Origin of the sequence: Paenibacillus nasutitermitis (genome assembly GCF_014641075.1) — a bacterium.
GTDB classification, from domain to species: Bacteria; Bacillota; Bacilli; order Paenibacillales; family Paenibacillaceae; genus Paenibacillus_Z; species Paenibacillus_Z nasutitermitis.
Genome location: NZ_BMHP01000003.1, coordinates 673,847 through 685,803, shown reverse-complemented (window position 1 = coordinate 685,803; position 11,957 = coordinate 673,847). Strand labels below are relative to the sequence as shown.

The 11,957-nt window shown below is 49.4% G+C and carries 11 protein-coding genes; 7 read left to right on the top strand and 4 right to left on the bottom strand.

The annotated features are described in order from the left end of the window. The first annotated feature begins 74 nt into the window (after positions 1–74). From IEY46_RS22050 to IEY46_RS22040, 3 genes are all read left to right on the top strand, one after another. The gene (locus tag IEY46_RS22050; protein WP_188995063.1) at positions 75–1,004 is read left to right on the top strand and encodes a glycoside hydrolase family 43 protein; all 930 of its coding nucleotides are present in this window, start codon (positions 75–77) and stop codon (positions 1,002–1,004) included. A gap of 198 nt (positions 1,005–1,202) precedes the next feature. Next, complete coding sequence (locus IEY46_RS22045) at positions 1,203–1,742, top strand: RNA polymerase sigma factor (protein ID WP_188995061.1); 540 nt, start codon at positions 1,203–1,205, stop codon at positions 1,740–1,742. Beyond that, positions 1,735–2,607 (top strand): hypothetical protein, encoded by an 873-nt coding sequence (locus IEY46_RS22040; protein WP_188995059.1) that lies wholly within the window; start codon positions 1,735–1,737, stop codon positions 2,605–2,607. The genes IEY46_RS22045 and IEY46_RS22040 overlap by 8 nt, the downstream gene beginning before the upstream one ends. Before the next feature lie 90 nt (positions 2,608–2,697). Here the strand turns inward: IEY46_RS22040 and dapA are convergent, their stop codons facing one another. Continuing rightward, positions 2,698–3,594 carry a 4-hydroxy-tetrahydrodipicolinate synthase gene (gene dapA, locus IEY46_RS22035; protein WP_188995057.1) on the bottom strand — a complete coding sequence of 299 codons (897 nt, stop codon included), beginning with the start codon at positions 3,592–3,594 and terminating at the stop codon, positions 2,698–2,700. Between the two features lie 110 nt (positions 3,595–3,704). Between dapA and IEY46_RS22030 the strand changes: the two genes are divergently transcribed. Then, positions 3,705–4,589, top strand: a complete 885-nt coding sequence (locus IEY46_RS22030; protein WP_188995055.1) for a LysR family transcriptional regulator — start codon at positions 3,705–3,707, stop codon at positions 4,587–4,589. Here IEY46_RS22030 and IEY46_RS22025 read toward each other — a convergent pair. Then, complete coding sequence (locus tag IEY46_RS22025; RefSeq protein WP_188995053.1) at positions 4,552–5,466, bottom strand: serine hydrolase domain-containing protein; 915 nt, start codon at positions 5,464–5,466, stop codon at positions 4,552–4,554. The genes IEY46_RS22030 and IEY46_RS22025 overlap by 38 nt on opposite strands. Positions 5,467–5,582: 116 nt before the next feature. On the opposite strand from IEY46_RS22025, the gene coaW reads away from it, so the two are divergent. Further along, positions 5,583–6,389: a type II pantothenate kinase gene (coaW, locus tag IEY46_RS22020; RefSeq protein ID WP_229750459.1), complete on the top strand. Its 807-nt coding sequence runs from the start codon at positions 5,583–5,585 to the stop codon at positions 6,387–6,389. A gap of 70 nt (positions 6,390–6,459) precedes the next feature. Here coaW and IEY46_RS22015 read toward each other — a convergent pair whose 3' ends face one another. Next, a complete protein-coding gene (locus tag IEY46_RS22015; RefSeq protein ID WP_373288855.1) occupies positions 6,460–6,912 on the bottom strand; it encodes a GNAT family N-acetyltransferase in 453 nt (150 codons plus the stop codon). 201 nt (positions 6,913–7,113) lie between these two features. Here IEY46_RS22015 and glsA point away from each other — a divergent pair, with 201 nt between their 5' ends. Beyond that, entirely contained in the window at positions 7,114–8,049 is a 936-nt protein-coding gene (glsA, locus tag IEY46_RS22010; RefSeq protein ID WP_188995049.1) for a glutaminase A, read from the top strand. Positions 8,050–8,198: 149 nt separating this feature from the next. Here the strand turns inward: glsA and IEY46_RS22005 are convergent, their stop codons facing one another. After that, positions 8,199–10,265, bottom strand: coding sequence for a GxGYxYP domain-containing protein (locus IEY46_RS22005; RefSeq protein WP_188995048.1), 2,067 nt, complete (start codon positions 10,263–10,265; stop codon positions 8,199–8,201). 350 nt (positions 10,266–10,615) lie between these two features. Between IEY46_RS22005 and IEY46_RS22000 the strand changes: the two genes are divergently transcribed. Further along, a complete protein-coding gene (locus IEY46_RS22000; RefSeq protein ID WP_188995046.1) occupies positions 10,616–11,794 on the top strand; it encodes a GntR family transcriptional regulator in 1,179 nt (392 codons plus the stop codon). Positions 11,795–11,957: the final 163 nt, after the last annotated feature.

The following is an 11,957-nucleotide window of genomic DNA, read 5'->3' as shown; positions in this document are numbered from 1 at the left end:
ATGAAATCAACTACAATAAGATAAAAGCCATGTTCATAGTGGTTTTCCTATACCCAAGGAGTGAAGACATTCTTATGACCTCATCAAGCAGCAAAACATCCGGCAATCCTATTTTCCCCGGCTGGTATGCCGATCCGGAAGCGCGCATATTTGAAGGAAACTACTGGATTTACCCGACCTATTCGGCTCCTTACGAGCAACAGGCTTTCTTCGATGCCTTCTACTCCAAGGATCTGGTAGAGTGGACGAAGGTTGAAAACATACTCAAGATGGCCGATATTTCCTGGGCTTGGCGGGCGATGTGGGCTCCGTCCCCGATCGAGCGCGGGGGCAAATATTATTATTATTTTGCAGCGAACGATATCCAGAGCGATGACGAGTTAGGCGGAATCGGTGTTGCCGTTGCCGACAAGCCGGAGGGACCGTTCCGCGATGCCATCGGCCGTCCGCTAATCGATAAATTCCACCATGGCGCCCAGCCGATAGACCCCCATGTCTATATTGACGATGACGGCAGCGCCTATTTGTATTATGGAGGCTGGGGCCACTGCAATGTGGTCAAGCTGAATGAGGATATGATCAGCCTGGACACATTCGAGGACGGAGAAGTGTACAAGGAAGTGACGCCGGAGCTGTTTGTGGAAGGACCCTGCATGATTAAACGAGGCGGCAGCTATTATTTCATGTGGGCGGAGGGCGGCTGGGGACAGCCCGATTATTCGGTCGCTTATGCGATCTCATCGTCCCCGATCGGACCGTTTGAGCGTGTCGGCAAGATTTTGCAGCAAAATCCTGATATTGCGACTAGCGCAGGCCATCACGGGATGATTCAAATTCCCGGGGAAGATGAATGGTATATCGTGTATCACCGGAGGCCGTTGACAGAAACCGACCGCAATCACCGCGCCGTGTGCATCGACCGGATGTTTTTCAATGAGGATGGCACCATCCAGCCGGTACAAATTACTTTTGAAGGCGTTCAGGCCCGGCCTATTCAGGAATAGGGCGATAAACATAGCATGGAGAACGAAGGGCAAGAAGTCGCCTCTACAGGGTGTCTTTTTGCTCTTTTTGTCGTTTAATAAATGTGATGATCGGCAGTAGAAACCGGGGCAGCCGTCAAGTACAAATTATTATTTGCAGCCAAGAAAACCATTTGCTCCTTTGCAACGTGTTTTGAGAGAGGAAGGGGGAGGAGGCTGGTGAAGATATCTTTGTTGTTTGCGCACAGGCGCGTTGCCGATGCCAAGCCGTCTGAACCTATGGACAGCGCCATTACTGCCGTATACGACCGTCACATCAATGTCGTCTATCGGGTATGTTTTTCGCTTATGGGCAACAGGCAGGATGCAGAGGATGCGGTCCAATCGGTTTTTGTCAAACTGATGGAAAGCGGCAAATTGTTCGTCGATACCGAACATGAGAAGGCATGGCTTATTGTGACTGCCCGAAATCATTGCCGTGATTTGCTCCGCAAATGGTGGAGGAAAAAAGTTGTCGATCTCGATGCTTGCTCGCTTGAACACGCAGACGCGGATACTGTCCTGAGCCGGGATATGGAGGACCATTTGCGCAAGCTTCCTCCGACCTACCGGTTGGTTTTGTATCTATATTATTACGAGGGTTATAAGGTAGCCGAGATCGCAAACATACTGAAGCTGAATATCAATACGGTGAAAACGCAGATGCGAAATGCCAGAAAGCGATTGAAATTGGAGCTGGGAGATGATGTCCATGAATAGAGAGGAATTAACGGCGATCTTCGAAAACATGACACCTGACAAGAACCAAAAGGAGCGGATGAGGGACAGCTTACGGCATCGCCAGCAGCCTGCCGAACATGCGAAACAACCATTAAGGCCTCTGCGCGTGCAATGGGCTGCCCTGGCGATCGGTATCCTGTTGGCTTTGGTTGTTTTTCTCAGTTACCCGTTTGGAGAAAAAATATCAGCGTACGCCATTGATGTGAAAATCGGCCAGGACGGGGCCGTATTCAGATTGGCGGATAATCAGAAAAGCTCTGAAGATTTCGGTACGGCCGTCAGCAACGTCAATGCAAGACCGGGTCTGGAATTTTTTATTGACGGAGAAAATATCGCAAAAATAGAAATCTCCACAAAAAATGAATACATTTACGCAGTGGACTGGACGAAGACGCAGGACGAGAAATTTTGGAACCCTAACATTTACCAGACATTCGATGAAGAACGTCAGGTTTCCGAGGCTGATTTCAATCTTCTTTACGATAAGCATATGGCGATGACGTTCGACGACGACTTTCATGACTACGGGAAGATATGGTATCGCTGGACCGCCTGGAATATGTATAATTGGGCAGCGGCGGATAACTATTCCCATTTTCTCGGCGCAGGGTCAAATCAGGGAAATCCGGATACACAGGAGAAATCAATACTTGCGGCAGGCGACGACGGGTCAGGAATCGGGCATATGCAATTGGAAGGCTATCCCGATCAGCTGAAGGAAGACAAGATTACAATCATCATCACCGACCGGCAAGGCAATCGCACGACGAAAGTCATTAATGTCAAAGTCAGCAACAACGAGCTGCGACAAACGGTAGTCACTGCAAGCCTGGCTAATTCGTAGTTTGTCTGAAATTAATAAGGCGGGAGAGCGATGTTGGCACAGAAGGCCGGAAACCCTCTTCTTTTGAAGGTTTCCGGCCTAATCGCATTCTTACAGATTAAGGGGCAGACGTTGTAGTGCCATTTCCAAATCGGCCTGCAGCTCCAAAGTGATGGGGCTCATCGGCAGACGAAGTTTGTCAGACTTGATGAGGCCCTGCCGAGCAAGCAGCCATTTTAGAGGCGAAGGATTGGATTCCCGAAATAACAGCTGAATGAAAGGAACCAGAAGGTTAAACGTATCTTTAGCTGCACGAATATCACCTTGACGGTGAAGGTTGATAACATCGATATACAGCTGTGTATTCACATTGGCTGACGCCAATATACCTCCCGTCTCTCCTTGACTCAACATCGCGTAAAAATAAGGGTCATCCCCGCATAGAACAGGCTTGGTACCGTAACGTGTCAACTCTGAAATCAGCTCCATACCGCCAGTGCTGTCCTTTAATCCGATGACTCCATTTAAATCCATGATCGTTCTGGCCGTCTTCGTGGTTAGTCGAACCCCGGTACGGGAAGGGATCTCATATACGATGATGGGGACTCCGACTTGAGAAACCCTCCGAAAGTGCTCAATGATTCCCTCCTGTGAGGGCTTATTATAATAAGGAATGACGACAAGCACTGCTTCTGCCCCCAATTGCCCTGCCCATTCTGTCCGTTTTATTGTCGAAGCCGTGTCATTCGTTCCTGTTCCTATAATAAGGGGGACGTTCCTATTGTTCTCCAGCATGATTTCTTTGGTCCACTGAACGAGCCGCTCTACCTCTTCCCAGGATACCGTCGGCGACTCCCCGGTAGTACCGTTGATGACCAGACCTTGAATGTCGTAGGTTAAAAGCTTGCTCAAATAGTTCCGATAAGATTCCGAATCCAGCTCATCGTTGGGTAGGAAGGGGGTTACAACCGGCAGGAAAAGACCTCTTAAATCTTGCTCCATTAACATAAAATAACCTCCCGTTATGGTTTGATGCATTTAATTTATCATAGCGGAAGCCATTACTGTTAGCTATAATAAGTGATGAGCATTATCAATATTATTAATGAGGTGGGCGAATGGATCTCGTATATCTTCAAACCTTCCGGGAGGTCGCCTTGCGCCAAAGTTTCACCCGGGCTGCCGAGGAACTCGGTTACGCGCAATCAAGTGTTACCATACAGATTCAGAAATTAGAGAAAGCATATGGCGTACAATTATTTGAAAGGTACAGCAAAGGTTTGAGGCTTACTTCCGCGGGAGAGGAATTATTAAAGATCACGGTTCAAATGCTGGATCTTTATCAATTGTCCAAGGAAAAGCTTGCTTTGCAAGGCGGGGGGACTCTTTCGATTGGGGCAATTGATTCGATAGCCTCTTATTATCTACCACCCCTTATCCAACAGATTCGCAGCAAATATACTGACCTTAACATTCGATTGCAGCCTGAACGCGAAGACCGCATTCTTGAGAAAGTCAGAGAAGGCGAATTGGATATTGGACTAATTCTTGAAAGTAAACCATCCGATCCGACTCTGCAATGGTTAACAATTAGGGAAGAGCCTTTAGTGTTGATTGCTAAACCGGATCATCCCTTATCTCAGCTTAATCATGCAGAGCTGGACCAATTAAATGATTATGAATGGATTATGGCAGAAGAAAGCTGCAATTATCGTATGATGCTGGAAAAGGTTCTGCGATCCCGAAGGATTCCTTATCGGGTCGGCTTGGAAATAGGAAACCCCGAAGCAATCAAAAGATGCGTAAGAGCTGGCACAGGAATCGCTCTTCTGCCGAAAATGGTGGCGGAGGAGGAGATACGAAGAGGAGAGCTGCTCGTTCTTCCGTTTGCGCATTCCGACCTTCGATTGGATTTGCAATTGGTTATGCACCCGAAGAAATGGATCTCCCGTTCGTTAAAGGAATTTATTGAAATTGTAAAATTGAGTGCAAAGTGCTGTTGAAGTCATGTTGATCTTCTTTATAGTTGTCCGTATATTTGTTGTACATTCTGACCCCGACAGCCTGATGTTCGGGTATAATAACACAGTGGCAGCCAGCAGCGCCTGTGGCATAATACCAATCCTGCTGGTAATACCAGCCCAGAATTCGTTTCTCCGGGATTTCATCGGCTCTTAATGATTCATACAGCTTAAAAACCTCTACGGGCAACAGCTGCGAGCCGTTTATACGGCCTTGTTGGACATGCAGGTAACCCCAGTATGCCAAGTCTCTGGTACTTGTATACAGATTGCGCTCATGCCCTTCGTCTGATTCGATCCGGACAGAAGCGTAGCCGTCGCCTGCCTGAAAGTCGCAAACCAGACTTTCTTTTGGAGCCGTGGCCCATTCCGTATGCGATAATCCCAACGGGTTGAGAACTTTACCGGTTATCAGTTGGGCAATGTTTTGTCCGGTAATCTGTTTAATTAGCTTGCAAACGAGTTCTTCGCGCTCGATTTTAGGATCGCCGAAATATTTGGCGCCTGTCTTTGTCGCTAAATCGCGAAGTGTGATACCGGCTAACTCCTCTTGCGGAAGATCATCCATATAGTTATGTAACGGCTTGTCCAAGTCCAAATTGCCTTCGATCACCGCAATTGCAGTCGCCAAGCCGATGTACGTTTTTCTAGTCGAGTAGATATTAAACAGAGAGTCTGCTGAAACGCTGCGCGCCCCCGATTTGAAATGGTGCGACCCGGCATACCATTCTGTCACGATTTTACCGTTCTGAATGACGATCAGTGAAGCGGCTGAAGAGCCTGCTTCTTGTTGCATGCGCTGTACATGGTCCAGTAAGGGTTGAAATTGTTTATCGTTCATTTCTTCAGGCAGTTTCATTTGCAGCCTCCAACGTTCAACAAAATTCTTCTCTCATCATTATTCGATAGTTATGCCGGATTTACCTTCCTATATTTACCTATTCTTTGATTTGATTGGTTCGGGAGTTGATGACAATGATCAAAATTGGTGTGGATGCTGGCGGTACGCTGATCAAAGCCGCGTATATGAAGGATGCTTCAATCGAATATAAAACGTTCTCCGTTTCCCAGTTGGCCCTTGCGGCGGAATGGATCAATCAATTTCCTCATGCGAGGATTTGTGTGACCGGCGGTAAAGCCATGCTGTTAAAAGCGTTAACGGATCCTGCCGCCCCGGAAATGGTGGAATTCGAAGCCACATATCAAGGTGCGCGTTATCTTCTGGACAAGGAGGGACTTGCAGAGGAATCACATATTTTGACCAATGTCGGCACGGGAACTTCCATTCATTACTTAGGCAACGGTAAGCAGCATCGGGTTGGCGGAACGGGAGTCGGGGGCGGAACGATCATGGGGCTGTCTCAATTGCTGACGGGACTGACAGATTTTGACGAGATCGTTCGGCTGGCAGCCCTGGGTGATCGGGACCGGATAGACTTGAAGGTAAGCCACATCTATGAAGGGCGTACACCGCCCATTTCAGGGGATTTGACGGCCAGCAATTTTGGCAGACTTTCCGCGTTGGCATCGTCGGATTCCATATCCAAAGAAGAACTGCTTGCTTCCGTGATCGGGCTGGTTGGGGAAACGGTGGCGACGGCTAGCGTTCTGGCAGCGGCACAGTTCAATCTTTCGTCGATCCTATTTATCGGTTCGTCCTTCAATCATAACGATCCCCTCAAAAGATCGGTGGAAGGCTATACCCGGCTGCGTGGGGCCGAGCCTCTTTTTATCGGCAAAGGCGAGTACTGTGGAGCGATTGGCGCTCTGCTGAATCTGTAGGCCATGAAGGAGATCGTAGGGCTCCCGGTTATTTTGGCATAGGCCTCCATGCAGCGATAGGGCGATTTCTCTACATTGTAATGATAAATCCCGTTTTCTTTCCTTTCACAAATCCGGCTTTCTCATAAAATTGATGGATTTCTTCTCTATGGGAGCCAGTCATCAGCATAAGCTTGTAGCAATTTTTCTTTCTGGCGATCTCTTTGGCTTCTTCCAGAGCCATACGGCCGAATCCGTTCTGTCTGTATTTCTCATGGGTAATGACATTTTCGATCAAACCATAGGGTCTTGCATGGCGGGTCAGGTTTTTCACAATAACGAGGACGCAGGAGGAGACAATGACCTCTTTATATTTCACGACAATGATATTCATATTCCGGTCATTCAGAATATCTTGCCAATGTTTGTATAATTCATCATTTCTGGCGAGCTCCGGATCGCCGGGCTGGAGAAATTTATAAAGCAGCAAAAGGTCTTCTAATTCATCTTCCCGAATTAATCTGCTTGTTGCGTTCAATATCACACACCTGCTTTCCGCGGCATCTCATTCCAACCAAACCTGATAGCAGTCTCATCTGCAACGTTGCATTATAGTGTTGGAATTTCTTCCATTATCGTACACGATTTACCTTTATGATGACAGGTGAAATATTACACTTGCGGCAAGTTTCACCAAGGACGTACACTACTAATAAATCGTCATTCCCCGGAAGGTGACAAAACGATGAATGAACAGCTGATTACGCATTTACCACGCTGGCTGGAAGCAAGCCGCGCCCACGCCCATGAGGGCAAGGTGGCCGCTTATATACCGGAGCTGGCCAAAGCGCCAGGCAATGCTTTGGGCATTTCCATCATGGGGAAGACCGGTGAAACGGTCGCAGCTGGCGACACTTCTCTGATGTTCACGATGCAGAGTATTTCCAAAATATTCACCTTAATGCTCGCGCTTGTGGATAATGGAGAGGACGGCGTATTCGCCAAGGTCGGCATGGAGCCCACGGGCGATGACTTTAATTCCATGCTGAAGCTGGAGCTTGTCGAGCCTGGCAAGCCGTTCAACCCGCTTATTAATGCGGGGGCCATTGCGGTTACTTCGCTTATTCATGGCTCATCTCCTGCGGAAAAATCGGGGCGTGTCCTCCGTTATTTCCAAGACATCGCAGGGGGAGCCCCGCTTGCCATTAATGAAGAGGTTTACCGCTCCGAATCGGCAACGGCTCACCGCAATCGGTCGCTCGCTTATTTTCTCAAGGACAATGAGGTGCTTGGCGAGGAAATCGATGTCGAGGATGTATTGAGCGTGTATTTTCAGCATTGCTCGATAGAGATCAATGTCGAGCAGCTTTCGCGAATGGCGCTTGTTCTTGCGTTCAACGGGACTGACCCGATCACAGGCCGGGAGCATATCCCGAGGCGGTACGTACAGATCGCCAAAACCTTCATGTTGATGTGCGGCATGTACAACGCATCGGGCGAATTCGCGATTCGCGCCGGAATACCAGCCAAGAGCGGCGTCTCAGGCGGTATCCTTGCCATGGTTCCCGGCATCTACGGTATCGGAGTTGTTGGCCCGGCTTTAGGCGCCAAAGGCAACAGCACAGCCGGGGTTCACCTGCTGGAAACGTTGTCCGGACAATTGGAGTGGAGCATGATGTAGCCTGGTGTCGGCGCCTTTATCCACGGAAAACGGACTGTTGATAAGGGCGCGGGGCATAAAGAACCGCAGCCGCGGAATGATCACGCGGCTGCGGTTCTTTCATTCCCCGGTCGCGGGGGACGTTATTTCACTACTTGCCGGCAGCGGGTTTAAGGCTTGGACGGCAATTTATTCGCTTGGCGTATCAGCGAGAAATACTGATCGGCCAGAACGGATTTATACTCAGGTCCCATGGAATCGGAGATCGCGGCGACATCTGTCGGCGTCATGCTCCAGGCGAGAAGTCCCAGGGATACGAATAGGGGCGATTTGCCGTCCCATTTCGCTTTGGCTTCAGCCAGAATCCGCTGTCCGTCCTGGATCGTGCTGATGCCCTGAATGGTCGATACCGGGAGATTGCCGTTTACGATTTCCACGCCATGGCGGTCCTCCCAGCTCAGAAACAGTCCATTTGGATGATAATTTTTCTGGTACGCTTCGGCTACGGATTTGCTGAGCGGCACATTCTCGCTGTCGACCCGGTTAAGTACATATGGAGTCGTCATGCCGCTTTTCTTCAAATAAGAATACGACTGCTTCAGGAAAGCCGGCAGAGTAGACTCGGGCCACGCCGCCGGGTAGAAATATCCCGCTCCAGATGGGCCGGAAATCAGCTGGTCGTTCTTCGTTGCCGTCTTGTTGTAATAGTCCAGGATGGCAGGTGCCCCGTCGATCAGCAGGGGGCTTGACGTCCAGTTGATCGGTACCTTGCCGCGGCCCGGATCATCCCATAAAATCCGCATGCGATGCTGATTATATTGGAAATTGTCACCTTCGCTGAACGTATAGGTGACATAGATTTTGTTCTCCAGCTTCGTGTCCGGCGTCTTTCCGTCAGGGGGCGAGGACTTCGACTTGGTTCCGGAGAATACGGTCAGATTGCTGAACCAGTCCGCGGCCAGCACATAAACGCTGTGGTTGGACGTAATTTCTACCGAGCTGAATTCGCCTTCGACATCATTGCTGAACCAGCCCAGATAAGGAGTTCCGGGGCTGACATCCGACAGTATTTTCTCGAACAAGGCCTTCTGCTCCGGAATATTGGAATCCAGCCAGAATACCATCGCCTTGTTGGCTACCGCATAATCGCGGAGATAGCCGTAAGGCTCTTTCTGCTGCGAGGATGGTGGCGCTTCGCTCCCGGCATAAACCTTGAATTGATTCCACATATCTACAGAAGCTGTCAATTGGCCGGTACGAGCGGGAACGGCGAATTTATAAACAAAGTAACGGCCATTATCGGCGAAACGATGCCCTTCATTGCCCGCAGACACTTGAGAGCTCTGGGCATCGTAGAGGAATGGCTCCTCTTCCGGTTTGCCGGGAATGAACTGGGCGATGACTTGATCATCGGCTTTTACGGTCACCTGATGCACAGCCGCCCCCCACCCATCCTGCGGATAAGCATCTTCGAAACGCAGATAAACAGCATCCTCGCCGGTAAAAGAAGAAAGATCCAAATCATAGGCTTTGCGGTTGCCGGCGTCGCGTTCCTGGGTCGTATCTTCGGCCACCACCTTGAACGATGCTGGAAGACCCGGCGGCAGCGGGACCGATGTATCCGGACTTAAACCAACCAGCATACGGTGGGTTGTCTGTTTCCACAAGTTCTCATATTGCCAGTTGTAGGCATCCAGGCGGTCCTTGAATTTGCCTTTCAGATCATCCAATACCTTCAGATTGTACGGGGCAGCAGTCAATTTCGAGGCGAGCCCGGGACTGGCGACAACCGCGTTTTTCAATCCGGCAAGCGTCGTGGCGACATTAATACTGTCCGGCACGTTGGGATCATATACGATAATGCCCTGGATTTCATTTTTAAATTTGAGCATGATATCCCAGTAATTATCACGTACTTTGTAAGGAACATCGAGGTCATTGAGCCAGGTGAACTTGCCTTCTTCCTTGTTCTCCAGCAGATAAATGCGGGGCTCCGCCCGGTTTACGATGCCCTGCAGGGTAGCCATCAGAATCTTGATGTCTCCAGGAGCGCCGTATACATCGGCAACCTCCAGCTGCTTCAGCTTCGCAAAAGATGGAAGCGCTTGCGAATTCGGCCAGTTAATTGAACCGGAACCGGCGGCGGGCGGCTTGGCCGACGATTCAGCAGATACGGCAAAAGACATGGTAAATACACAGGCCAAAGCAAGGCTTGCGCTGATTAGCTTTCGAAACATGAATGAAACACCTCGACTTTCTGGATTTTGGTAAATCGTGAAATGAAAGAGAGTCAACGTATGCCGCGAATGCGGATTGAAACGGTCTTAACGGGTCGTTATTCATCTCCTTTAATTTTCTGACATAATATATATTTAATATATTGTACTTATTTTTATCAAGTCATTCGACAAAACTTGTCATGAAAAAAGCCTGATTTCCGTTCAATTAGTTCAAATGAAGGAAGGGAAAAGACAATTTATGCCAAAAACCGCCCGATATAGACCTAGTTTTCCCGACTCCCGGCAGTTGCGTAATAACATTTTAGGATATATTATATATTACAAATATCTAGAGATTGGTGATTGCGATGAACACGACGGATCGAGTGCCGCTTTATCAGAAAGTCCAGGAGTATATCCGGGAGCTTATTGATTCAGAAGGGTTGAAAACAGGGGATCGTATTCCGACGGAAAAGGTGCTGATGGAACGATTCAATGTCAGCAAGATTACGGTAGTCAATGCTTTATCGGGCCTTGCGAACGAGAAGATTATCAACCGCGTGCCTGGAAGAGGCAGCTTTGTCAGCGACAGGGAGCTGCTGATCCAGCCGGAGGCTGTTGCCGCGCCAGATATTACAGTTACGGTGCCCAAGGAACCCGGGACGGGTCTGCGGACGCGTATCATTGGTCTGGTGATGCCTTCCATTGACGATTATTTTGCCACCCGTCTGATCGAGGGCATCCAGCATGCGCTTAGCGAGCAGAACTACCGGACGATGATACTCCTCTCCGACGGCCAGCTTGAAAAAGAGAAGGAAGCGATCAAGACGCTTAAGGAAATCGGCGTCGAAGGGATGCTGATTTTTCCCGTTGACGAGGAGCATTATAACGAGGAGATTATCGGCATGAAATTCAGCGGTTTTCCTTTTGTCCTGGTAGACCGCTACCTGCCAGGCGTAGAGACCAACTATATTGCCGCCGACGGCAGAATGGGGACCAGTCTGGCCGTGGATTATCTATGGGAACTGGGTCACCGGGAAATCGCCATCTGCTCGGATTCGCCGCTTGCGACCATTACGGTTCAGGAACGAATAGAGGGCTATATGAATGCGCTGAAAAACAAGGGAGCTCTCATTAATCCGGCCCATATGATTACCGATTTCCGCGTGGGAAACCTGAAGGACGCGGAAACGCACCCGCTGTTCCGGTATATCCGCAACAAGATGGCTACAGCCTATATTTCCCTCAATGGAATACTCGGCGTGCAGATCTATCAGATGGCCCAGCAAGCCGGGCTCAGCATACCGGGAGACCTGTCGATTGTAAGCTTCGATGATCCCACGGCGATCGTCGAGGAATTCAGCACATTTACGCATATCAAACAATTTGAGAACGACATGGGCTACCGTGCTGCGGATAAGCTGCTCGAAATCATTCGCGCCGGCGAGGGCCGCATCGGAAAATACAGCAAGACGTTAATAGAACCGGAGCTGGTTATCCGGCAAACGACAGGACCGCTGGTAACTTCACATCCGGCAAAGCGGTAACCTTATAGCTTATGGTCATGTGTAAAAAGCCCCTTCCCGGGACGCGGGAAGGGGCTTTTTTGTGCGGCTTGCCGGCTGTACGGGATCAGGCCAGATCATTATTCCGGAAAACAGCGCATTTTCGCCCGCAATTCTTATATTCTTGTAAGCGGTTGAATTCTAA